General features: G+C 31.9%; 16 protein-coding genes and 4 pseudogenes. 14 read left to right on the top strand and 6 right to left on the bottom strand.

Going from position 1 to position 24,680, the window contains the following annotated elements; translation table 11 throughout:
* Nucleotides 1-1,169 (top strand): glucosaminidase domain-containing protein (locus AAIE21_RS24685; protein WP_343269184.1); only part of this gene is annotated, 1,169 nt, incomplete at its 5' end.
* Nucleotides 1,170-1,731: 562 nt separating this feature from the next.
* Here the strand turns inward: AAIE21_RS24685 and AAIE21_RS24690 are convergent.
* Nucleotides 1,732-1,822: pseudogene (locus tag AAIE21_RS24690) on the bottom strand (N-acetylmuramoyl-L-alanine amidase); the annotation flags it as partial.
* Nucleotides 1,823-2,205: 383 nt separating this feature from the next.
* Between AAIE21_RS24690 and AAIE21_RS24695 the strand changes: the two are divergent.
* From AAIE21_RS24695 to AAIE21_RS24720, 8 genes and pseudogenes are all read left to right on the top strand, one after another.
* Nucleotides 2,206-3,441 (top strand): glycoside hydrolase family 5 protein, encoded by a 1,236-nt coding sequence (locus AAIE21_RS24695; RefSeq protein ID WP_343269185.1) that lies wholly within the window; start codon nucleotides 2,206-2,208, stop codon nucleotides 3,439-3,441.
* A gap of 546 nt (nucleotides 3,442-3,987) precedes the next feature.
* Nucleotides 3,988-6,093 carry a peptidoglycan D,D-transpeptidase FtsI family protein gene (locus AAIE21_RS24700; protein WP_343269186.1) on the top strand — a complete coding sequence of 702 codons (2,106 nt, stop codon included), beginning with the start codon at nucleotides 3,988-3,990 and terminating at the stop codon, nucleotides 6,091-6,093.
* A 102-nt stretch (nucleotides 6,094-6,195) separates the two neighbouring features.
* Nucleotides 6,196-6,696, top strand: coding sequence for a signal peptidase I (lepB, locus tag AAIE21_RS24705; protein ID WP_481858712.1), 501 nt, complete (start codon nucleotides 6,196-6,198; stop codon nucleotides 6,694-6,696).
* Between the two features lie 156 nt (nucleotides 6,697-6,852).
* On the top strand, nucleotides 6,853-7,251 hold the full coding sequence (gene tnpA / locus AAIE21_RS24710) for an IS200/IS605 family transposase (RefSeq protein WP_343269188.1): 399 nt from the start codon (nucleotides 6,853-6,855) through the stop codon (nucleotides 7,249-7,251).
* A 10-nt stretch (nucleotides 7,252-7,261) separates the two neighbouring features.
* Nucleotides 7,262-7,384, top strand: a pseudogene (locus tag AAIE21_RS29675) (helix-turn-helix domain-containing protein); the annotation flags it as partial.
* A 33-nt stretch (nucleotides 7,385-7,417) separates the two neighbouring features.
* A pseudogene (locus AAIE21_RS24715) lies at nucleotides 7,418-7,879 on the top strand (RNA-guided endonuclease TnpB family protein); the annotation flags it as partial.
* A gap of 436 nt (nucleotides 7,880-8,315) precedes the next feature.
* Nucleotides 8,316-8,423 (top strand): annotated as a pseudogene (locus tag AAIE21_RS29680) (Rpn family recombination-promoting nuclease/putative transposase); the annotation flags it as partial.
* A gap of 648 nt (nucleotides 8,424-9,071) precedes the next feature.
* Nucleotides 9,072-10,775 carry a M4 family metallopeptidase gene (locus tag AAIE21_RS24720; protein WP_343269190.1) on the top strand — a complete coding sequence of 568 codons (1,704 nt, stop codon included), beginning with the start codon at nucleotides 9,072-9,074 and terminating at the stop codon, nucleotides 10,773-10,775.
* Nucleotides 10,776-11,241: 466 nt separating this feature from the next.
* Here the strand turns inward: AAIE21_RS24720 and AAIE21_RS24725 are convergent, their stop codons facing one another.
* Nucleotides 11,242-11,655 carry a hypothetical protein gene (locus tag AAIE21_RS24725; RefSeq protein WP_343269191.1) on the bottom strand — a complete coding sequence of 138 codons (414 nt, stop codon included), beginning with the start codon at nucleotides 11,653-11,655 and terminating at the stop codon, nucleotides 11,242-11,244.
* Between the two features lie 504 nt (nucleotides 11,656-12,159).
* On the opposite strand from AAIE21_RS24725, the gene AAIE21_RS24730 reads away from it, so the two are divergent.
* The 4 genes from AAIE21_RS24730 (at nucleotide 12,160) to AAIE21_RS24745 (ending at nucleotide 17,325) form a co-directional block, all read left to right on the top strand.
* Nucleotides 12,160-13,263, top strand: coding sequence for a spore germination protein (locus AAIE21_RS24730; protein ID WP_343269192.1), 1,104 nt, complete (start codon nucleotides 12,160-12,162; stop codon nucleotides 13,261-13,263).
* Between the two features lie 332 nt (nucleotides 13,264-13,595).
* Nucleotides 13,596-13,709, top strand: coding sequence for a BC1881 family protein (locus AAIE21_RS24735; RefSeq protein ID WP_343269193.1), 114 nt, complete (start codon nucleotides 13,596-13,598; stop codon nucleotides 13,707-13,709).
* 1,125 nt (nucleotides 13,710-14,834) lie between these two features.
* A complete protein-coding gene (locus tag AAIE21_RS24740) occupies nucleotides 14,835-16,031 on the top strand; it encodes a macrolide family glycosyltransferase (RefSeq protein ID WP_343269194.1) in 1,197 nt (398 codons plus the stop codon).
* A gap of 79 nt (nucleotides 16,032-16,110) precedes the next feature.
* The gene (locus AAIE21_RS24745) at nucleotides 16,111-17,325 is read left to right on the top strand and encodes a macrolide family glycosyltransferase (RefSeq protein WP_343269195.1); all 1,215 of its coding nucleotides are present in this window, start codon (nucleotides 16,111-16,113) and stop codon (nucleotides 17,323-17,325) included.
* Nucleotides 17,326-17,762: 437 nt separating this feature from the next.
* Here the strand turns inward: AAIE21_RS24745 and AAIE21_RS24750 are convergent, their stop codons facing one another.
* Nucleotides 17,763-18,404, bottom strand: a complete 642-nt coding sequence (locus AAIE21_RS24750; RefSeq protein ID WP_343269196.1) for a hypothetical protein — start codon at nucleotides 18,402-18,404, stop codon at nucleotides 17,763-17,765.
* A gap of 1,099 nt (nucleotides 18,405-19,503) precedes the next feature.
* Between AAIE21_RS24750 and AAIE21_RS24755 the strand changes: the two genes are divergently transcribed.
* Entirely contained in the window at nucleotides 19,504-19,755 is a 252-nt protein-coding gene (locus AAIE21_RS24755; protein WP_343269197.1) for a SunI/YnzG family protein, read from the top strand.
* A 498-nt stretch (nucleotides 19,756-20,253) separates the two neighbouring features.
* On the opposite strand, the gene AAIE21_RS24760 is transcribed toward AAIE21_RS24755, so the two are convergent.
* From AAIE21_RS24760 to AAIE21_RS24770, 3 genes are all read right to left on the bottom strand, one after another.
* A complete protein-coding gene (locus AAIE21_RS24760; RefSeq protein WP_343269198.1) occupies nucleotides 20,254-20,451 on the bottom strand; it encodes an aspartyl-phosphate phosphatase Spo0E family protein in 198 nt (65 codons plus the stop codon).
* A gap of 891 nt (nucleotides 20,452-21,342) precedes the next feature.
* Nucleotides 21,343-22,341, bottom strand: a complete 999-nt coding sequence (locus AAIE21_RS24765) for a helix-turn-helix domain-containing protein (RefSeq protein WP_343269199.1) — start codon at nucleotides 22,339-22,341, stop codon at nucleotides 21,343-21,345.
* Between the two features lie 821 nt (nucleotides 22,342-23,162).
* The gene (locus tag AAIE21_RS24770; RefSeq protein ID WP_343269200.1) at nucleotides 23,163-23,891 is read right to left on the bottom strand and encodes a CPBP family intramembrane glutamic endopeptidase; all 729 of its coding nucleotides are present in this window, start codon (nucleotides 23,889-23,891) and stop codon (nucleotides 23,163-23,165) included.
* Nucleotides 23,892-24,680 lie beyond the last annotated feature (789 nt).

The raw sequence follows: 24,680 nt of genomic DNA on the forward strand, positions 1-24,680 counted from the left end.
GTGGAGCAATGCAAACAAATTGGCAGTCAATTAACGGTGCTTGGTATTACTTCAATGGAAGTGGAGCAATGCAAACAAATTGGCAGTCAATTAACGGTGCTTGGTATTACTTCAATGGAAGTGGAGCAATGCAAACAAATTGGCAGTCAATTAACGGTGCTTGGTATTACTTCAATGGAAGTGGAGCAATGCAAACAAATTGGCAGTCAATTAACGGTGCTTGGTATTACTTCAATGGAAGTGGAGCAATGCAAGCAGGATGGCTACAAGAAGGAAGTACATGGTATTATTTACAAACGAATGGTGTTATGCAAATAGGATTTGTCTTTATTAATGGAACAAAGTACTATTTTGATGAAAACGGTAGTTGGATTCCTGAAAATAATATTACCGCTACGTCATACATAAATCTTGATTTAACATATGCTTCAAATGTTACTGGTAAAGAAATTGATGCTGAAATTAAAAAGTATCATCCAGATAGTCCATTAATTGGACATGGTGATGATTTTGTTGCAGCTCAAGCTCAGCATGGTGTTAACGCGCTTTCTTTAGCTGCACATGCTATTTTAGAATCAGGGTATGGTAAATCTGAAATAGCATATCGCAAGCATAATTTATTTGGTTTACGAGCTTATGATGAGGATCCGTTTAAATATGCAAAATTCTTACCAACTTTCGGTGAAAGTATTGCATATAATGCAAATTATGTAAGGGAAAAATATTTAGAGGAAAATGGTTCGTATTATTATGGTCCAACATTAGAGGGCATGAATGTTATGTATTCAACAGATAAAGAATGGGCCAATAAAATTGCAAATATTATGGAACGTATTAAGCCTTTCAAAGAAGAAGACTATAAGTTTGCGAAAAAATTACCAAAAAATTCAAAAACTTCAAATGTTGATGTACTCTCAAGTAATATTCCTTATAAAACATATCCACAGGGAACGAAAAAAACTGTTAAACTAGCTGCATCCTATTACGTTGTACCATATCCATTTGATGGTACAATTAAAAGTCAGGCTGTTACAGAAAACTTCCAAGGTACCTTACCATTAGGTGAATCAGTATTTGTTTATCGCGAAGATCCAAACGGATGGATTGAATTCTCGTTTACAAATACAGGAGAGAAATACTGGGTATTAAAGACTAAATTGAACATGTAAACGGTACAGCCCTTTTAAATGAAAACTAAAAGGGCTGTTTTCATTTAAAGTAATCGTTTTTTATTAAACAGGTTATCAAGACGGAGGAAGACACCTGATGGGTCTTTTTTTTATATTCATCATGTACTTTCGTTTTGAAGAAAAAACAACCAATAGCAAAAGACCACCTATTTCCGTAGATGATCTCTGCCTCTTCAGCTTTATTGTACACATTTAAATTATACTGCTAATCGCATGCTAGATTTATATGCAATTGTGCATTAATACTATTTTTATTATAGTAATAGTGAAAAATATCTATACTAAATTTTAGGAATATTCCACATAAACATTATCAATTCACTGTATATTCTGTTAATGTTAAGCTTTAAGTGTAATATATATCTGTTTAAACCATGTCCCCTAATACAAGGTTTGAATAGTTATCTCAATACGCGAGTACAAACAGAGGAGAGGCATCTTAGGGTGTCTTTTCTTTAAAAAAATGAAACTTCAACACTTAGTTTACTTCCTCCAGTTGTCATTATTTTTAGCCTCAAAAAATAAACTACTATAGCTTGACAAGATAGAGAATCATAAAAACGTAGGTTGTCTACTTTCGAGATGACATGTTTACCAATAATAGATGAATTTACAGTACTTTTCTTGTCGAATAAGTGTTATTAAACGCCAATCCTTTGTCAACAGTGAAACTAGCTTTGGCCAACAACATATTGTTATCGATGTCGCATCACGGTTGTTGAATGATGTGTTTGGTAATATAGGTCAGCATACTCGTACACCAGTAGGTGTTAATTAACTTCCTATGAAATATTTAAAGAAAGACACTCGTGAGAGTGTCTTTTCTTTATGAAAAATTCCCACGCTAGATTTAGCGACTAAGCATAGTAATTTCTAGTATTTAAACACCTATGAATAAGGTTTATTGCCTATTCTAGTGTCTATAAGTGAAAAATGTTTGAAGTTGTCACTTTCCTGTAACAAAACAAGGATATTATACGTGTCTAACATAAAATATCAGAAAGAGGGAGAAGTTGTGAAAAAGATCTTATCAATAGTTGCATTAATAGGCATGATGGGTTTTGGCCTGCAAGAAAAGAATGTGCAGGCGGAAACTTATAAAAGTGTTGATTCTAAAATTGATTTTTGGAATTCTAAGAGAAAAGGTACTAATTTTATGAATAGTACTTCTCTACCTGAGAACTATAGAAGTGCGAAGGAAGCTAATATTGAATATGTTCGACTAGCACCTGATAAATGGGCAAAAGATAAAGATTTCTTGTTTGAAGACAAACCTGACAATTCGGGGAAAGATTTTCTTATAGGTAATGCAGACAACTATCAAGGATTAGTAAAAGAAGATGTTGTGAAATTAAAAGCAGACTTAGATGCAGCGCAATCACAAGGAATAAAAATTGTACTTACTATGCTTTCATTACCTGGTGATCGTTGGCGCCAATTTAATAATAATCAGAATGATGATCGAATTTGGGAAGAAGAGAAATATCAAGAGCAAGCAAGCCAATTTTGGAAGGATTTTGCTTCAGAATTAAAAAATCATCCTGCTGTGTTTGGTTACAATATTATAAATGAGCCACATCCAGAAACAGCTAAGAGTAATAGATATAATGATTTTTGGACAGAAGATTATGGGGAATGGTATTCAAAAGTGAAGAATACGACGGCAGATCTTAATAAATTTTACCAAAAAGTTGTGACCTCTATTCGTGAAGTAGACAAAGAGACACCAATTATTTTAGATTCAGGTTTATACGCTACCCCTTGGGCTTTTAAATATCTTAAACCTGTTAAAGATAATAAAACATTATATGCATTTCATATGTATGAGCCTTATCAATTAACAAATCAACGTGAAAAGCAAAATAAAGAGTATCAATATCCTGGAATTGTAAAAGTAGGGGATTTAGAGAAACCTGTGATGTGGAATAAAGGCGGATTAAATCAATTTTTACAGCCCGTTAAAGATTGGTCTAAGAAAAATCATATCCCATCTAACCGAATCATTGCTGAGAAATTTGGGATTAACCGTACTGTTCCAGGAGCACCTCAATATTTACAAGATTTAATTGATATATTCAATCAAAAAGGGTGGCACCAAGCATTCTATGCATACCGTGAAGATACTTGGACAGGGATGAATTATGAACTAGGGACAGGAAAAATTAAATGGGATGAAGAAGGCAAACCAATGCGTCAAGATAGCTTAATCTGGAATGTGTTAAAAAAAGATTTAGAATTTAACAAGAAGTAGGCGATATTTTGTAGAATTACAGATGTTCCGAACGAGAAAGCTCACTACAACTAATTATATGAAACAAAACTAAAATAAGTAAGGATTAGGCTTAAACAGCCTAGTTCTTTTTTCATATGGTGGTGATATAAGTATAGAATTTAGTTAGTTTTGTAAGCTTCAAATAGGGTTAATTCTATAAATTTGAATTGGATATTCACTACCTATGATATAAGTATGTTCTGCCATTAAAGAAATTTTCTAAGATTCTAGCTAGAAAAAGTGTTCTTTAATTTTGTTTGACAGGGAAATTTTCATTTGTATAATTAAGAAATGAGTTTATCTTGGTATTGCAATTTTATTTTTTATTTGATTTATAATGGTTTTTATTGTTTCTAACAACTCCAAATACTCCGGTATTTGGAGTTGTATTATCGTTAATTGTAAAATATAATAAGTAGCTGATGATTTTTTTATGAGAAATATATTGACTTTAATAAGCTTAGTATTTCTAATTACATTTAAAAATGTATTATTATAATATGTTGTATTTAAGAGGAGAATGAAATGAAGCAAAAAAAGAAAACTAAAAAAAGTAAGATTCCCTTTAGATTGAATATACTGTTTTTCTGCGTGTTTTTACTATTTTCAGCTATTATTATTCAGCTAGGAAAAGTACAAATCGTAGATGGAGAGAGTTATAAAAATCTAGCAGAAAAACAAGGGAATTCTACAATTAGTATTCCCGTTCCACGTGGACAAATTTTTGATAGAGAAGGGGAAAAAGTTGTTAACAACAATGCTATTCGTACTATTACATATACAAGGATGAAGGGTGTAAATTCAGAAGAAATTCTAAAAACAGCTAGAGATCTAGCAAATGTAATTGTAATGACGGAAGAAGACATAAATAAGTTAACTGAAACAGATAAAAAGGATTTTTGGATACAGCTAAATAAGGAAAAGGCTCAAAACAAGGTTACGAAACAAGATGAGGAAAAATTCCGTGCCAAAAATCTTGAAGGGAGAGAGCTTGATAAAAAAATAGAGCAATTAAGACGAGACCGTATCACAGCTGAAGAATTAAGTGAATTAACACTAAAAGATTTAAACATATTAGCTATTAAAAGTAAAATGAGTTCGGGCTTTTCCATGACACCTCAAGTTATAAAGAAAAATGTTCCTGAGAAAGAATACACAATTATTAGTGAAAATTTGGCTAGATACCCAGGTGTAGATACAACAGTTGAATGGGAACGTAATTATGTAAATGGTGATTTATTTCGTTCGATATTAGGTAATATAACAAGTTCTGAAGAAGGACTGCCAAAAGAGAACCTAGACTCTTATATGGTACGTGGTTACAGTCGTAATGATCGCGTAGGAAAAAGTTATATTGAACAACGATATGAAGATGTATTACATGGAACAAAAGCAGAAGTAAAAAATATTACTGATAAAGACGGAAACATTATTCGAACGGAAACTGTGTCTAAAGGGAAAAGTGGAAACAATTTAACGTTAACAATAGACATGAGATTACAGAAACAGGTAGAAGAGATTATTGAAAAGCATTTAAAAGCTTTTAAAGGTTCAGAACGCTTATTAGATCGGGCATTTGTTGTTATGATGGATCCAAAAACAGGACAGCTTTTATCTATGGCAGGGAAAAAATTAGTCAAAAAAGATGGGAATATAGAAGTAGAAGATTATGCTTTAGGTACAATGACAAGTACCTATGAGCTTGGATCCACTGTAAAAGGAGCAACACTTTTAACAGGATATGAAACAGGTGCTATAACACCAGGAACATATTTTTATGATGCACCAATGAAATTTAAAGGAACAAGTAAAGCTAAGAAATCTTGGAAAGACTTTGGAACTATTGATGATGTAAGAGCATTACAAGTTTCATCTAATGTGTACATGTTTAATACAGCTTTAAAAATTGCAGGCATAAATTATGTACCGAACAGCTCGTTGGATATTAAAGCGGCTACATTTGATAAGATGAGATATTATTTTGGGCAATTTGGATTAGGAGTTTCGACTGGAATTGATTTACCAAATGAAGCATTGGGACAAAAAGTAACGAAAAATTATCAACCAGGTTTCTTACTAGATTTAGCTATTGGTCAGTTTGATACATATACGCCTTTGCAACTTGCACAGTATGTTTCTACCATTGCAAATGGCGGATACCGAATGAAACCACAGATTGTACGAGAAATTCGAGAGCAAACAATGAAAAAAGAAGATATTGGTAAAGTTGTACAAACTATGGATCCTGTTGTGCTGAATCGCGTAGATATGAAAAAGGAATATATCGATCGAATACAAGAAGGCTTTAGGCAAGTGTTCCAAGAAGGTGATGGTACTGGTGTAAAAACCTTCAAAAATGCGCCTTATAAACCAGCTGGTAAAACAGGAACAGCACAAACAGTTTATGGAGGCGAGGATCCAATTGGTAGAGATTCAGAAGGGAATCGTATTCCTTGTTACAATTTAACTTTAGCAGGATATGCCCCATATGATAATCCAGAAGTCGCATTTTCTGTTGTTGTACCATGGGTAAATGATGATAAAGGCGGAATTAATTCAATGATCGGTAAAGATATTTTAGATGCATATTTCGCTTTAAAAAATAATCAAGGAAATAACGTTTCATCATAAACAAATTAATTGAATGCTACAAGTAAATATATATAAACGCCCCTACATTTAAATTTTGTAGAGGCGTTTTTTATGAAAATAATCAATAAGGAATGGAAAAACATGAAGCAAAACACACCCAAATACTGGCGTAATATAACATTGTTTTTATTGATTACAGTGATGTTTGTCATAATAAGTTTAAATTTTTTATTATGTAAAGTAGAAGGTAAATCTATGTATCCTACTTTACAAAACGAAGAATATATACTAGTTAATAGAGCAGGTTCAGCAATCTTTCCATTACGTCATGGAGAGATTGTTATTATAAAAAAAAATAATGACCCTAAGTATTATGTGAAAAGAATAATTGGGCTGCCAAAAGACAAAGTAAAAATGGAAAATGATATTCTGTATATTAATGGAAAGGAGAAAAAAGAAAACTATATTTATAAAGATTTAAGTAATACATCTAAATATCTTGCTAATTTTGAAGAAAGAGAAATACCTCCAAATAAATTATTTGTAATGGGGGATAACCGTTACCACAGTAAAGATAGTCGAAATGGTCTGGGATATATTGATACATCTAGTATAGTAGGAACAATAACATTTCAATTTTAATGAATTATCTGAAAGAATTCTCCTTCCTCAAGCGTGTGCAGGGCGATAGGTGGGAGATGAATTTCGGTTTGGCGTAGCTAAAAAGCACTTAACTTTGCTTTTTATTTTTTTGCTCTGATATAATCAGTCTTATAAAATAGAAAGGTTGGTATAACAGTGAAATTAGATAGTAATAATCATTCAGTATTCCTATTGTATTATCACCTTGTATTAATCGTGAAATACAGAAGAAAAGTATTTGATGATGATATGTCAGACTATGCAAAAGGCATGTTTGTACGGTTATCTGAGAAGTACAATATGACATTGGTAGAATGGAATCATGATATTGATCATGTACATATCTTGTTCAGGGCACATCCTAATACAGAAATGACAAAGTTCATCAATGCATATAAGAGTGCAAGTTCTCGATTAATAAAGAGGGACTTTCCTCAAGTGAAAAAGAAGCTTTGGAAAGAAATGTTTTGGTCAAGAAGTTTTTGTTTGATTACTACAGGTGGATCACCACTAGGCGTAGTAAAGAAATATATTGAAAATCAAGGCGAAAAGTGAGGTGTAGAAAATGTTGAAAGCATACAAATATCGTATCTATCCAAATAAAGAACAACGAATGTTTTTTACAAAAACTTTCGGATGTGTTCGGTTTGTATATAACAAGATGCTTACTGATAGAATCGAATCTTATCAAGAATCACAAGATAAACCTGATAAATCTATCAAATTAGCCTTTCTGCAACGCTCTTTATCACGCAAAAAGAAGGGTTCAAACAATCGAAACAAAGTTAGGTTACAAGTCGCAAGACTTCATGAGAAGGTTGCTAATCAACGTAATGACTTTCTTCACAAGATAAGTAATGAAATCACAAACGAAAATCAAGTAATTGTGATTGAGGACTTGAAAGTGAAGAATATGAAAAGGAATCACAAGTTAGCCAAAGCACTCAGCGAAGTATCTTGGTCTAAATTCAGAGAATACCTTGACTATAAAGCAAAATGGAAAGGGCGTGATTTGATAATCGCACCTAAGAATTATGCAAGTAGTCAACTATGTTCTGGCTGTGGCTATAAAAACAAGGAAGTCCAGAATCTAAACCTTAGAGAATGGACTTGTCCTGAATGTAATAGTCATCATGATAGAGATGTAAACGCAAGTATCAACTTACTAAAACTAGCCATGTAATTGGTATTTTCTTTAGGGGCAGGGACTGCCCTTATAGCTTGGTAAATATAGATAGCTAATAAAAGTATCTACTTCCCAAGAAGCCCCCACTTCAAACAGTCCGTAAGGACGTTAAGTTGCGGGTAGTTCACATTTGTGAGTTGAAATTATGGAAGACGAGGAAAAACGCGAAATATTGAAAAGAAACAGTTACAATAATAGATATTCAAAATCATGAGGAATAGATAAAAATACTTTACAATACTTGATGAATAGTAAAAAGCCCTAGCTAGGTGCAAGGCTAGGGCTTACAGGTTAATTAGATTGCCGACTACTGACTATCTAATTATTAAGTATAACATGGAATATTTTAAATTTTAATAAATGAATTTTACAAAATAATGAACAAAAAGGACTGTATAAGTCAAAAAAATTCCTTCATTCAAGCCGATGAATGAAGGGAAAAATCCATATGATTAAGGGTATGCATGAACTTGGTGTACCAATTGAAACATTAGTAAAAACAAGTGATTTAAGAGCAGAAGAAATAGAATGGATTCTTTAAGTATCAAAAAAATCTCCATTAGAGGTCTTGGTAGGCGGAGAAAAAACGATTTTAAAGAAGTATCAATCTGGTGGAGTGTGTTCTGTCACAGGAGAAATTTTAAACTGCTAGTAGATGAGACGGAAAGGTTACGATAAGCCAAAAGGTGCAGAGTGCTTAGTAGAGGGATTAAAATAGCACTTAATAGAATAATCAGCGTCTTTAAGTTTTCTTAGATCAAATTAAATAATTTCACGTACCTTATTTATTAATAAAATAAAAAAATATTAAATAGGGAAATTATCTTATCACCATCTAGCTAAGATTATGTTGGTTTAATTCTAAGCGAGATTCTTCTTCTTTCTACAAACCTCTTGTAGATTGTTTGAAAATTTTGCGCCAGAGCCTTAAATAATTTGTCTTGTTCTATATCAATTAAAATTGTGTTTTCACCTCTATGTAAGGTAAGCAGGTGGAAATTATGTTTGAACACTATGTTTGTAATAAGCAATTCGATCAATCGGATCTTAATTAGTAAATTATTAACCTCTAATTATGTAATTTTGCATAATATTACATAAATTTTATATTTTCTCTTTTTTTCGACATAAATAGACAGTATAATTTTTATAAGTTAAACATTTCAGAAAATTATACGAGGTGAAAAACATGAAAAACAAAAAAACAATAGCTACAGTTGCATTAACAACAGGATTAGCTTTATCAACTGTAGTGCCAAATGGAGTAGCTCATGCAGAGGAAAAAGATCAATTACAAGTTCAAATTCAGGAGGACTCGTTCCGCACAGGTGAACTTACACAACCATCACAAAAATCACCAGAGAATGTAGTGAAAGATGCTCTTAAGGAGAAAACAGAGCAAGCTTTATCTCCAAAACAAGTTAATGGAGAAATAGGAGTAGATTATAAGGTCCTTCAAAAGCGTGGCTCTTATGATGGGACAACACTTGTGCGTATGCAACAAACATATGAAGGAAAAGAAGTATATGGGCATCAATTGACAGCACACGTTGATAAAAAGGGTGTTATTAAAAGTGTATCAGGAGATAGCGCCCAAAATTTACAACAAGAAGATTTAAAGAAGTCTATTAATATATCAAAAGAAGAAGCGAAACAATATATTTATACAAAGTATGGGAACGGTATCAATTTTATTTCTGAGCCAGAAGTAAAGGAAGTTATTTTTGTTGATGAAAATAATGGCCAAGCCAGCAATGCATACCAGGTTACATTTGCTGCTGCAACACCAAAATATGTATCAGGGACTTATTTAGTGAATGCTAATAATGGTGAAATGTTAAAAAATATGGTACAAGAATCAGATTTAAAAGCAAGTGAAAAGCTTGTTGGGGCTTTAAAGGAGAGTAGAAAAAGCAATCTTACATCAATAACTGGAACAGGAAAAGATGATTTAGGTATATCTCGTACATTTGGTATTTCTAAACAAAGTAATGGGAAATATGTACTTGCTGATTACACAAGAGGGCAAGGAATTGAAACGTATGATGTGAATTACAAAGATATTACTACAGAGGAAAGCTATTACCCTGGTACACTAGCAAGTAGCACTTCAACAACATTTAATGATCCAAAGGCGGTAAGTGCTCATTACTTAGCAACAAAAGTATATGATTTTTATAAGAATAAATACAAGCGTAATAGTTTTGATAATAAAGGGCAAAAAGTAGTATCAGTTGTACATGCTTGGGATTCTGGAGATACAAATGACCCGAAAGATTGGCAGAATGCAGCAAGTTATAATAATGGCAGCATGCTTGTATATGGAGATCCTATTGTAAAGGCATTTGACGTAGCAGGGCATGAATTTACACATGCGGTTACATCTAGCGAATCTAATCTTGAATACTCAGGAGAATCCGGTGCGATTAACGAGGCATTATCGGATATTATGGGAACAGCTATTGAGAAATACGTAAACACTGGGAAATTTAACTGGACAATGGGAGAACAAACTGGATCAGTGTTCCGTGATATGGCAAATCCATCTTCAATCACTTCTTCAGCTGGTGTACCTTATCCGGATGATTATAGTGAATTTAACAATTTTAATGGATGGGATAATGGAGGAGTTCATTTCAATTCAAGTATTATTAATAAAGTTGCGTATCTAATCGCAAAAGGTGGTACTCATAACAGTGTAACTGTAAAAGGTATTGGCGAGGATAAAATGTTTGATATTTTCCACTATGCAAACACTGATGAATTAAACATGACTTCTGATTTCTCAGAATTGAGATCGGCATGCCTTCGAGTTGCAACAAATAAATATGGGGCAAACTCAACTGAAGTTCAAGCAGTTCAAAAGGCTTTTGATGCAGCGAAAATTAAGTAAACAGAAAGTCTAGGCCTTATTCCTATTAATGAACTCAATGCATGATAGTTGTATAAATAAGAGGTAGGATATGCTCTTCTATTCTTTTGATTAAAATATGGAAAGTGGAATGGTGCATTAATTATTATCTCAATTTGAATAAAATAAAACATGAAAAATTCGATTCTTTTGATAGTGATTTTATTTGAGTTCGAACGAAATCTTCATACGATAAAAGAAATTAATAATCCATAAAACAGGATCAGTACCAACGTAACTACGATTAGGGGCAAAGTAATACTTTGCTACAAAAATAATTAGGTCATAGTAGCCATGATACTGTATTATTGAGATAATCAACTTGTAGATACAATGATTAAAGATAGTCTGGAAAAGGTAGGGAAAATGAAATAGAAAAGGCGTATTCCATAAACAGGATACGCCTTTTCTATTTCATTGCTTATATAATATAAACAATTCCTTATCATTAGTTAAATTTAGAAAGAGCGAATTTAGCCGTAAAATTCATTTTCTTCATAAATGAAGAATTTACTCCCGCTTGAAATTGTACAGAAATATTACCGTCTTTTTGTGCTTTGAATACGCGTCCATAAGGTGAATTAGCATTGTATGTACCAATTACTTGATTATCTGCATCAAAGACTGTATAAGAAATCGGGAATCCTGAATTAGTTACAAAGACTGCAAGTTCTTCTCCTTTTCTAAGATTAAAAGATTCTTTTTGAGATATTTCGTATGAAATCAAAGAATAATGTTTAGTAACCTCTTGAATTTCTAACTCCATAGTTGCTGCACTAGCTGTTGGTGCTTCTAATCCTGGTAAATTCATACCCGAAAGTACTGCAATTCCTAATGCTCCTGCTAAAATAACTTTTTTCATAATTATAAATCCTCCTTTAATATTTTTTCATAAAAAGGCATCAACAAGTTTTAAATTTACTTGTTGAAACCATTATAGTTACAATGAGAATAATTATCAATATAAAATAGTATGCAATTTTGCATACATAGGGTATCACTACATCGCTATCAAGTTAACAAAATAAAATCCCTCAAAATAATTTCATCTAAGTTTGATAAAATTCCCCTACAAAAGTAGTAGAAATTTCATTTGAATTTGCTATCATAATCGGAGTTGTTATATTTTAATGTAATATTTAATAGATGTAAAATCTCCTCTTAAATGACGTAATTCTACGACGAGTTTGCTTGTTGAAGTTTCATATATAATCTTGGTTCAACTAATTGTCAAGAATGTTTGAAAATTTCCTGATTATTAGAAATAAAGGAAATGATTTTACTGGATGTTGCATCAATCTAAGACGATGCATACGAAAGATTCTTGCCGCAAAAGATAGTTAATGACGAAAGGAAGTGACTCGCAATGATTACCAAACCAAAAGACCGAATTAGGACTTCGCAAGCGGTTGTTGTCGTTGTTAATTTTATACTCGGAACAGGCGTTCTCACCCTGCCTAGGGCAGCTGCCGAAAAAGTGAAAACACCAGATGGTTGGATAAGTGTAATTTTAGGTGGGATAGTTGCGATGATTGCAGGAGTAATTATTGTCAAACTAGGGCAGCATTTTCCACAAAAAACTTTTTATCAATACAACCAAGAAATTGTAGGGAAATGGATAGGGAGGTTACTTAGTTTACTTGTCGTGTGTTATTTTCTTACAACTTCTGGGTTTCAAATCCGTTCAATGACAGAAGTAACTGGCTTTTATTTGTTGGAAGGAACTCCTATGTGGGCCATTATTATGCCGTTTATGTGGATAGGCCTCTATTTAATTATGGGCGGTATCAACTCAATTGTCCGGCTGTTTGAAATCATATTACCTATTACGATTTTAGTTTTTTTACTAATTACATTGATGAGTCTCGGAATATTTGAGATAGATAATCTCCGGCCCGTACTAGGGGGAGGAGTTATGCCAGTGCTAAATGGGGTAAAGACAACAATTCTCGCATATACAGGTCCTGAAGTCATGTTGATTCTTTTAATGTTTATGGAACAACCAAATAAAGCAGTAAAAGTCATTCTAGTTGGAATATCTATTCCATTAATCTTTTACGTAATAACTATTGTAATGGTCATGGGCGTATTTTCCGTCGATGGGGTTGTAGTAAGAACCTGGCCGACAATTGATCTCATGCGCAGTTTTGAAATACCCGGTTTGATATTTGAACGTTTTGAGTCTTTGTTGCTTGTAATATGGATTATGCAGATATTTGCTACCTTTACGATTTCCTATTATGCTGCTGCTATGGGATTGGCGCAACTTTTCAATAGGAGCATCTATCCTTTTATGTTTAGCTTGCTTCCGATTATTTATATTATTGCTATGACTTCAAAAAATACCAATGACCTATTTAAATTCGGAGATATGCTTGGAAATACTGCGTTGTTTTTATTTGGTTTACTACCACTGCTTCTTTTCGTTGTCATGAGATTAAAGAGCAAAAAGCATAAAATAAAGCCTTAATTACTCTATATTCTTCTCTATTTGCTTCGGATATATCAAAAACTAAAAATAACAATTCAATTTGAGATATTTTCATAAATTGATTAGAAGTAGCGCCATATTGCAATTAAGCTATTATTTTGAAGTGCTCCTAAAATAAAAATTTTATTATTTTACAGTTATTTATGTGTACGCAAATAATAAAAAGAAGCTCTGACAGGACGTTAGAGCTTCATACATCTATGGTATCTGATTATCAGATCAGATGAATCGACTTAGAAATAGTAACATAAATTTATTGATATTATTATACATAGATGTTACGAAATGATGAACAGAGGGAGAAATGAGAATTGAAGAAAACGACATGTGAGTTAAGTGAAGAGTTAATAAAACGTAAAGGAATTATTTCATTGAACCTGAATCCGTATGAAGAATGCGTAATGACAACTAGCAGCACTGCTTAAGACGGCTCATGTTGAGGAAGTTGAGGAATGTATTGGTGGAGTTAGATCGACTGGATTGAATTAATACCAAATTTGAGTTTTACTCAGGATGAAAATTTAATGCCATAAAAAATAATGAATAAAAGAAAAAATCCCTGGGGGACAGGGATTCGATAAGGGAGATATTGTTGTCGTACAGTGTCGAAAATTGGCATATTCAACATATTAATATTATCATGAATTTTCAGGGGATTGTGATAGTGGATGTGTCAAAAATGTGTACGGGTTTCATTTGAACTACTCACCACTTAACGTCTTACAGTCCATAAGGGCGTTAAGTGGTGAGTAGTTCGAAATTGCTTTAATATTTATGGGTAGTGCAACAACCTTAAAAGAACAAAAGAAAATAAGAGTGTTATTCTTTTTTTTGTAAGAATCATTAAAATAATGTTTTTTAAGAGATTTAGGAAAAATATCTAGTTTTTGAAAGGGAAATTAATTATTAACCGGAGAATATGAATAAATAGAAAATAGGATTTATTTATCGGAAAGTATTTTTATTGTTAAATAGGCATGTTAAAGTGCCCAGGAATATATTTCTCAATGATGAAATGAGCTAATCATATGAAATATTAAAAAGGATTTGTTTATAATAGACTCTAAAGTGAACTACACAACACTCAGCGAAGCTTGAAGTGGGTGCTTCTTGGGAAGTAGATACTTTTATTAGCTATCTATATTTACTAAGCTATCCCCGTCGCACCGACGGTTAGTATTTGCAGCACAAAAAATACCAATTTTAGTTCTTGGTAAGAACCCACCGCATTTGAGCGATTATGACTGTTTTATCCATATCAACGTCATGGCTTGGTTTTCGCTATTTTGATATGGTGACGAGTTGATTGAAGATTTTACGATACGAATCTTTTCTCATATCAACCTCATATCTTCAGTTTTCAAAGAACAATCTGTATGTAATGAGTTTACTACAATCTTTTGGCTAGTGCCAAACCGAAATTCATCTCCCACCTACCGTTGAGCTATCGCCTGCACAAACTTGAGGAAGGAGACTTCTTTCGGAAAACGTTAAAAAGCCAATCAAATATTAATTTAACTTTGTTAATGATTTTGAAAGGAGAGAGTATTATGGCGAATGTACTTGTAATAAATTTTCCTGGAGAGGGTCATATCAACCCGACATTAGCAGTTGTAAGTGAATTAGTACACAGAGGAGAAAAAGTTGTTTCGTATTGTGTAGAGGACTATAGAAATAAAATTGAAGCAACCGATGTTGAATTTCGAGCATATGAAAATTTTCTCCCACAAATCAATATTATGAATAGAATTAATGAAGGCAATAGTCCTGTCGAAATGTTGTCCAATATGATTGCAGCAACAGATCGTATTGTAAACCAGATTCTAGAGGAAATAAAGGAAGAACAATATGATTATATTATATATGATAATCATTTCGCAGTAGGTCGCATTATAGCAACTGTTTTACAGTTACCTAAAGTTTCTTCTTGTACAACATTTGCTTTTAATAATTACATTACTTTTAATGATGAATCCGAATCGAGAAAAGTAGATGAAAGTTCTCCATTATATCAATCCTGTTTATTAGGAATGAAGCGATGGGAAGAAAAATATGGGATTAAGTGTAATAACTTGTATGATATTATGAACCATCCTGGAGATATAACGATAGTATATACATCTAAGGAATATCAGCCATTTTCTCAAGTATTTAATAATTCTTTTAAATTCGTTGGGCCATCAATTGGAGTGCGTAAAGAGATAGGAAGCTTTCCAGTAGACATTTTAAAAAAGAAAGTTATTTTCGTTTCTATGGGGACAGTCTTTAATGAACAACCGGATTTATATGAGAAATGTTTTGAAGCCTTTAGAAATATGAATGCAATGGTTGTGTTAGTGGTCGGAAAAAAAATAAATATCAGCCAATTTGAAAATATTCCTGAGAATTTTAAAGTGTTTAATTATGTACCTCAATTAGAAGTATTACAGCATACAGATGTATTTGTTACACATGGTGGTATGAATAGTTCTAGTGAAGCGTTATATTATGGCGTCCCGTTAGTTGTTATTCCCGTTACAGGGGATCAGCCATTAGTCGCAAAACGAGTAACTGAGGTGGGAGCTGGAGTTCAGCTTGACCGTAGAGCATTAACTCCTGAAATGTTGCGTAAGGCAGTAGAAAAGGTAATGAATGATAAGGTATTTAAAGAAAATAGTCGTAGGATTGGAAAGTCCTTACGTGATGCTGGTGGTTATAAACAGGCGGTTGAGGAGATTGTAAAGTTCACTTCCAATTGTCATGTATAAACACTAAAGTAACTATAAACTTAAAATGACAACTGGAAATCTGCTCTAATAAAAATATATAGAAATGGAGAGGTTTTTTATGTCAAAAGTGTTAGTTATAAATTTTCCTGCAGAGGGTCATATCAATCCTACAATTGGTCTTGTTAATGAGTTAGTGAATAGGGGAGAAGAAGTTATTTATTATTGCGAGGAAGAATATCGTCATAAATTACAGAATATAGATGTTGAATTTCGAAACTATGGAGATTACTTAAAAGACATTAATTTGAAAAATAGAATGAAGGATATGTTTCACCCTTTGCAAATGATGTATAGGTTTTTAAGGGTAACAGAGAATGCTCTTCCTTTTCTTTTTGAAGAAATTACTCGTGAAAAGTATGATTATATGATCTATGATCAGCATTTTCTTTTAGGCAGAATTCTTGCTGAAATGTTACCTATACCTACAGTTGCATCCTGTACAACATTTGCTATGAATAAAGAAATGTTAGAGGAAATTCCACTGGGAAACATCGAATCTAATCCTACTTTACCATTAGTTGAGGAATGTAAAATGATTGTAAATAGAATTAGTAATCGTTATAGGGTGAACGTTGAATCATTAGAGCAACTTTTTCATTATGAAAGTGACATGACATTAGTTTTTACTTCTAAATATTTTCAACCTCACGCTCATTATTTTAATCATACTTTTAAGTTTATAGGTCCTTCTATCAATTTGCGGCAGGAAATAGTAGAATTTCCTCTTTATAGGTTAGATGGAAAAGAGGTTATTTACATTTCGATGGGAACAGAGTTAAATAAACAGCCGGAATTTTATAAGAAATGTTTGCATGCATTTAAAGAGTTTAATGGAATAGTTGTAATCTCTGTAGGTAAGGAAACAGAGATGGGACGATTTCCTAATGTTCTACCCCATTTCATTATTCGTCCTTATGTTCCACAGTTAGAGGTTTTAAAATATACGGATGTCTTTATTACACATGGTGGTATGAATAGTGTAAGCGAAGGATTATATTATGACACGCCTCTTGTTGTTTTACCAATTACAAATGATCAACCTTTTGTAGCAAAAAGAGTCGAGGATTTAAATGCTGGTTTGACTTTGGATTATACAAAAATTACATCTGATTTATTAAAAGAAACGGTAAGGAATGTACTTAATAACAAAACTTATAGGGAAGGAAGCAAAATAATTGGTCAGAGTTTACGTGAAGCAGGTGGATGTAAGAAAGCAGTTGATGAAATATTTCAGTTTAAAAGAGAATTTTTGTCTAGTTCCCTTGATAAATGAATTGACGATAAGTACTTTGAGCTCTACTCATTAATAAATAAAGATAATTTGTGTTTTGGGTACATTTCCATAAAAAGCAGGTTACTATTTTCTTATGTTAATGAGAAAATAGTAACCTGACTGAATTTTTAAAATAATCTTAATATGTAAGGTGATGAATGTGGGGAAATACACCATGCAAATCAATCTGAAAAGTTTACCCCGAAAATGATAAAGATGAATTTTCTTTCTATCACAGACAAAGTTTTTTACTTTAATAATATTTTAATTTAATGGTGGTTAAGTGTTCTCCTCTTTGTAAAAGTATGAGTAATTAATATAGATATTTTGTCTAGAGACTTCGACTGCTAGGTAAAGAAAAGTGCGAAAAATTCAATGAATTTATCATTGTAATCAAGAAGCCCCACTCCTTTAGAGGGAGTAGGGATAGTGAGCAATTAGTTTTCATCTGTGTTCTGTAAATAACACTCATATAAGTGCTTTTCGACAATACTTTGCTTATCTTGTAGTTTTTTAAATTGTTCAATGAATTCTTCGAAATTACTATCTTCTTTTGTAATTCGATTCAGAGTATAAAAAGCATCGTGGAGAATTTTAGACTCCTGATGAGCATCACAGTAGTCCATATAGGCTTTAAATTCTGGTGGAAGATAAAGATAAGGAACGTTAGAAAAAGAACCTTTTAGTCCTGCTGAAGTAGAAAATAGGAGTATATCTTTGTCTTGTATATATTCCGTTTCACTATTTTTGTGATATTGATAAGAGAGGTTTGCTATATACTTTGTATCATAATCAGTTTTCACTTCAATTATAGTTACAAAATCATTAATTTTTAAAGTGCCACCTTGGTATGTAAACTTCTTTGCTTCTTTAACGTGTGCATTATTATATGATAATTCTTTTATAGATTGAATTTCAAATGTACTATGACCATTTGCCTTATCATTTTTATTAAGATAAGTACTACAAATAAGGACAAAGTCATTTTGAAATTTTTTTGTTTTAGAATTATAGGGTAAACATTTTATTTCTATTATTGAATACTCACACATACTGTTAATGTTATTGGGGAAAGTCATTATTTTTATAATTCTCCTTTATGTTGATTTCGGGTAAAGAGCAGTTACTCTTCATTACCTTTATTTTAAATAAATTATAGATTAATAGTAACCCATAATCCTAAAAATGTATAAGGAATCATAAAAAAACGCTTCAATTACTAATATCCCGTCTAAAATGAATTTATAACATTTCTATACAATATTTATGCTTAACTATAGTTAATATATTAATATAACCATATGATCTACGACCATTAATTATAATGGATACTTTTTTCTAAAAGGGATAAGTTGAGTAATGGAATAAGATTCTTGCTATCAAAGGCTAAATACATTTCTGTTATCGTTAACTTATAAGAAAAGATGAGAATACAGTACCTGTGGTGTTTTCTCTATATTTAACCCTAGCTTCCTGACCATATTTTAGTATGTTCCATTGTAAAAAACAATTTTTTCGTGACTAAAATCCTATATTAGTTTTCCTATATCGTAATATGTATAAAACGGTAATGCTATTTTAGAAATTAGGCTCTTCTTTTATGAAATACATTCAAAAAGAAGAGCCTAATCTAGTATAATTGTATTTTTCATACTTTATTACGTGAATGGGGAAGTAGCCCTCGATGAAACTGAGAGCTACTAAGGAATCCTATGAAATGAATTTTATACAACTTTTTACAGTCGTACACACGCAATGTTGCCTTAAGTAAAAAAAATTTACTTAAGGAAATTTTATGTTTATTTCTATTTTAGGTCAATACAAATAAATATTTATCAATATTAATAAGTAAAAACAAATTTAATTTCCATTCCTATTTGTTTAGTAGGACTAAGATGTTACGATTATTTAAAAATGTTTGCGGTAAGTATACACTTATATTAATGCTGAAGTATAGAGAACTCTTATCTCTAAAGCTGGTTAAATTAAACAATCAGCTACTGGATTTACATAAAGATAGCAGGTGAGTGAATTCACTTTAGTTAATTTCTTTAGAATGAATTTTGGAGATGTTGCTTGAGAATAAAAAATTGTAGCTGTTTTTATAATTTTTTGATATAATTTCGTTGAATTGATTTATTATGAAATATAAATATTAATGGGTAGGTAAAGAATTATATGCAAGATATAAAGTTAACAAGATCACAAGAAGAATTAACCATTGAATGGCAATCTGCAGAAATCAATATTCTATTGGAGGAAATTATTGAGATTATTGAAGATAGCAACTATGTTCCTGAAAAGGACAAAATAGTAAAGATAGGTATACGTAATGACGAATCAGACTGTATATTAATTAGAACTAAAAAATTAAATTATGCATTATTTACACTTGATAAGAATTCACTTTTAAATAAAATTAGACTATAAGCATTTCGTGAACTACCCGCCACTTAAATTCTAACGAATTTTGAAGTAGGGGATTCTCAGTTCCACGACGAAATCAGCCTTTTGTCTTCCTGAGCGTTACTTCGGGCTATTAGATGCCCAAAACTTGAGCATTATTTTTTTCGGTGGATATTTTTCGCAGGGACTGAACGGCTTGGTTATTGCACTGTATTTTCTGCCTGCAGCCCTATATATCAAGTTATCAAAGAACTATATGTGCTTTTGGAATTAATGATGAAGGTGAATTTTGCAAGATTTCTCATTATGATTGGGACGCTTATTTAAATGAAGAGTGTTAAAATGAACAAGTAAAGGAGCTTAAATTGCTCCTTTTATATTATTGGTAATGTTATTTTCCTTGCCGATTTTTATTGTTTCTACCCATTAATAGAAGCAGTTAAAATAATCTAGGAATCTATAAATTTTATATTAACATTAACAATGTTATATATAAATATAACGAATTAAATTATAGAGCTTTCATTTTTTAGACATTTTTCTGCGCTCTTTTGCAATAATGCAAGACATTTGGCTTTGCTTCATCATACGAACAATTAATATATCTAGCTCTTGGCTAAATTCTAGTACTTTAGGATGATGAAAACCATTGTGTTTAGCAAGTTCAATTAATTCTCTTTTTCTTTTTTCGATTAAATTATGTAAATTTCTCATCTCCATATTCTATTATAAACTCCTCTATTCCCATAATATTACTTAGAAAATTATAGACTAATTTCTTGAATAAGGAAATAGTATAATTAAACAAATTTAAACATTTTTATGAAATTTCATATACAGATGGTTTAAAGGTGGTTTTTGTCTAAATTTTGCGAAAATATAAATTTAAATTACTAGACTTATATCATATCTATAAAAAAGAGTCATACACTTTACAAAGAAAAACTTTGAAAGGGTGAGAGTATGATTTCATTGTATTTAGTAAGATATATTCTAGTAACAGGAAATACTTTTATAAAAAAGGTGGCCAAGGTATATGCGTCCTCTGAAATCTTCGCTGTTGAAAAAATAAGAAAAGAATTAGAGAGACGTTTTTCACGGCCTACAAAAATAGAGGTTTATCCTGCATAATAATATTTAAAAGACCAAAATCAAAGAACGGCTTGGACCCTTAATATTGATTTACAAGATTTTTTTGTTATTTAATATATAATTATTATACAATAAGAATCAAATTATTTTTTCTGTTTCTTATTTCCTCTTAAGAAGGAGTTACCATATCAAAATCCTATATAACAATCCCTACATGATATAGATACCCCTCAGGTAATCAATAACGTATATGTTTCACTATATTTAAAGTTTTATATACAATCTTAGTTACCGTATTCTACTTAGCAATATTATAAAAATCTATAAAAGGTTCTTTCAGAACATCGCGTCTTTTTTATAACCGCCTTAACTTAGATAAAGAGAATAGGTAAGGTGCACTTTGTGGAACCTGTCTAACGTTTTTAAAAAAGGTAAAGAATATTTAAACGCCAAATAGCATACAGAAAGCTATCATTTTTAATAGTTCAATTAAAGTGATAGCTTTCTCTTAATTCCAATTTACTTTTTTAATGACTCCATATAACTTCTCATTGCTTGAAGTAAGAACTCTTCCTGACCCAGTCCAGCTTCTGAAGCCATTTGTATTACTTTTTGTTTAAATTCATGATCCGCATGAAAAGTTAAAGGTTCTACATTGCTCTTAAAGTAAATACCCTCAACATGTGGTAGTATTGAGCCGGTTTTCATATGAGAATGCAAGTACTTAATCTCCTCTTGTAAATTCAATGGATCCACTTTTAGGATATATGGCTTAATTTCTACATGGATTGTGTCCTGTATAACGGTTACTCGCATATTTGTAACACTAATCTCTTTATATAATAAGTTAATTAGATTATAAGTGATTGAATGAAATAATTGAGGTCTTTTGAAAGTAAAAGACAAATACCCGCGTTTTGTAATGACTGCTTTTTTTTCAAAATACTCTGCTGTGTAGCCGCGATCTTTGTATTCGGATAAAGAGAAGATTTCTTCATCTTCTGTTATTACTTTCCCATCATTCCCATTTATCTCTATCACACGAGCAATTTTCCCTGTCTCTTGATGTGTAAGTAATTGATATAAGTAGATTTCAGTATCTTGGATCTTGCTGATAAAAGTTTTTCGTTCTTTCTTAGTTGTTTTTTCATAATTAAGCTGAAAAATTTCTAAATCTTCTTCATCAATGACATACACTTGTTTTCCGCGCTTTTCCATCATTGTTGCTGGTAATTTTCCTGATTTAATATAAGTAAATATGGTAGATGGTGCCACATTTAAAAGTTTAGCTACTTTTTTTGTACTTAAACCTTTCGTTTCTTCTTTATTCATTAATCGTTCAATATCTTCTAAGTAAAATATTTTGCTTCCAAATTGTTTCCAATTATCTTTATATACACATTCAAGTAGGCCTTCTTTTTCTTTCTTTAGAATGGTTTGTACGGTAACACCCATTAAATCAGCTGCTTCTTTTGTAGTAACCGTTGGCTTTGTAATAAACAATAAATCTTGTGTCATGAAAGTACTACCTCCGTGCTTAATTTCAATAATCTACAAGCTATAAATATAGTATATCAAAGTGTTATGGACATATAAAACCTGATTTAAATATATTTTAAATTTTATATGCAATGTACATTTTAAGATGATTTAATACTAAATTCTAATTTGATTTAAATTTGAATATGTATTTAAGTGTATTTCCAATGTTATATGAGATTTAATGTCTTTAAAAATATATATAATTAATAATAATTTATTAAAAATTATATGTATAGTCTAATGGAGAAGAAGAAGATAAAATTAAACAATTATTTTAAACATTGTTTGATTGTTCAGACGGTGTTATACGTGTTTATAGCGTAGAAATTAAACAGCTTTATTATCATTACACAACAGGAAGAAACAAAACAACACCTATTTGATTAGGTGTTGTTTTGTATTATTTTATCATTCTCCGACAGAAGACTCCCTCCTCAATTTGCGTGAAGGTGCGATAGTACCAGCAATGGGAGATGAATGTTGGTTGGCCTAAGCCAACACGTTTGCTACTATATACTTGTACAGATTGCTCTTTGAAAACTGAAGATATGAGGTTCATTGCAGAAAAATCGTTGCAATCGTAAAATCTTCAACGTTCTATCGCCCCACCCTTGCCGAAGTTGCGAAAACCAAGCTAAAGTAGGAAGCATGGTGAGTCAACGTACAAGATACTTAAGTTCTCACCGTAGGAACTACGGGCAGAGCCTGCTAAGATAACTGGTGAATACATCGGTGTTCGCAGGATCTCCCACTTCAAACAGACTGCAAGGTCGTTAAGTGGGGGTAGTTCAAGAAAGCTAACCTTGGACTGAATTTGAACTCTTCCTTATAAATCGCTTCACGCCTAATATGAAGAGTGACATAATGATGCCCCCAATAATAATCATACCGACAGCAACAAATAATCCACCAAGTCCGAGCACTGAGTCGTGGTAGGTTACAATTTTGGGAACATCATATCCATTTTGGAAGATAACAAATCTGGCAACCTCTAGGTATGTAAGGTGAAAACCAATTGCTGTCCAAAGACTCCCAGTCCAGAGCCGAAGCAACTGCAAACATATCCCAAAGCATAAAATTAATATGATATAAGAAAGGTCAATAGAGTTTCCAGGAGCGAGTCCAACGATAGCTTGAATCTGGTTAACTACTATAGGGATAGATAAAAATAACAAAGTTTGAAATAATACTGCTAGCCAAGCGACGAAACGATGGCGTAATACATCATATATCAACCCCCGTAATGCCAATTCCTCCGGCAAAGCTTCATAAAAAAAGGCAATGAATATATTTATCAATAGCGCTGTAAACCAATAATTTGGTGCATGCCATTGTTCAATGACGATCCATCCTTTGAAAGAAGTAATTATAAATCCTAACGAAGCGAGTACAGTGGCCAGAAGTGCTCCTGTTATAAAGTGATAGGCATTTTTCCATGAATAGACCAGCTTTTTTGGTTTTGTACCCGTGAGCAGGTAGACACGCTGATATAAATACAGAATAGCCGGAACCACCAGTCCACTCATTACGATTCCCTGAATTAACAATTTGATATTTCTAGATAAGTTGAATTGTTGTTCAGCAATTGTACCAGAAAGAGAACCTAAGAACAGACCGGCAGTTAATGTTATCCATCCTGCGATTAAAAGAAGTATCCATCTCATATACTGTTTGCCTCTTATATAGTGATTTACCTCTTGGACCTAATTAAGAATAGCGATTTTTCTTGATAATCATATATCCCTTCGCAGCGCCCACCGTTTTCATAAGTTCAAACTGATATTTTAATAAGGTAACTTCTTTAACTAAATTCATATTCTCCCCCCCATATTTTCCTATATTAACCATCCTATCACATCTATGTTTATCTCAAAATATGAAGATTCATCATGTAGAATCTATACAATTTTAGTTAACATAAAACTACTTATTGGTACCTAGGGCAGTAACGCCATAATTACACAAAAAGAATCCCTTGTGGTTTATTTTTTGATTTGAAATTTACTCACACAAATGATCTGCACATCAATTCAGCTTTGATATACAGTTCATTTTTACTCTTAAGTTGATGGGTCAAATTGTTATAAGTAACTATAGTTAAAAGTTTTCGTTTAAGGGGCACTTCATAACCTGAGCTTGATAGAGATGGATCTGTACCCCTAAAAAATACTTATTGGTAAATAACGTATCATTGTAATCTAATTTTACACGTATCTCGGCTAAACCCAGCGCAAATAAAAATTTTTCTTTCTTTACAGCTAGCAATTTATAAGAGCACATCTTATTTAAAGCTTTATTCGGATATGCAATTTTGC

Origin of the sequence: Paenibacillus sp. 102, assembly GCF_039549175.1 — a bacterium.
Lineage (GTDB): Bacteria > Bacillota > Bacilli > Bacillales > Bacillaceae_G > Bacillus_A.

Bases quoted from the DNA above. Each gene is read 5' to 3' on its own strand.
- AAIE21_RS24700 (WP_343269186.1), top strand. From the start codon at position 3,988: ATGAAGCAAAAAAAGAAAACTAAAAAAAGTAAGATTCCCTTTAGATTG.
- lepB (WP_481858712.1), top strand. From the start codon at position 6,196: ATGAAGCAAAACACACCCAAATACTGGCGTAATATAACATTGTTTTTA.
- AAIE21_RS24720 (WP_343269190.1), top strand. From the start codon at position 9,072: ATGAAAAACAAAAAAACAATAGCTACAGTTGCATTAACAACAGGATTA.
- AAIE21_RS24725 (WP_343269191.1), bottom strand. From the start codon at position 11,655: ATGAAAAAAGTTATTTTAGCAGGAGCATTAGGAATTGCAGTACTTTCG.
- AAIE21_RS24730 (WP_343269192.1), top strand. From the start codon at position 12,160: ATGATTACCAAACCAAAAGACCGAATTAGGACTTCGCAAGCGGTTGTT.
- AAIE21_RS24740 (WP_343269194.1), top strand. From the start codon at position 14,835: ATGGCGAATGTACTTGTAATAAATTTTCCTGGAGAGGGTCATATCAAC.
- AAIE21_RS24745 (WP_343269195.1), top strand. From the start codon at position 16,111: ATGTCAAAAGTGTTAGTTATAAATTTTCCTGCAGAGGGTCATATCAAT.
- AAIE21_RS24750 (WP_343269196.1), bottom strand. From the start codon at position 18,404: ATGACTTTCCCCAATAACATTAACAGTATGTGTGAGTATTCAATAATA.
- AAIE21_RS24755 (WP_343269197.1), top strand. From the start codon at position 19,504: ATGCAAGATATAAAGTTAACAAGATCACAAGAAGAATTAACCATTGAA.
- AAIE21_RS24760 (WP_343269198.1), bottom strand. From the start codon at position 20,451: ATGGAGATGAGAAATTTACATAATTTAATCGAAAAAAGAAAAAGAGAA.
- AAIE21_RS24765 (WP_343269199.1), bottom strand. From the start codon at position 22,341: ATGACACAAGATTTATTGTTTATTACAAAGCCAACGGTTACTACAAAA.
- AAIE21_RS24770 (WP_343269200.1), bottom strand. From the start codon at position 23,891: ATGAGTGGACTGGTGGTTCCGGCTATTCTGTATTTATATCAGCGTGTC.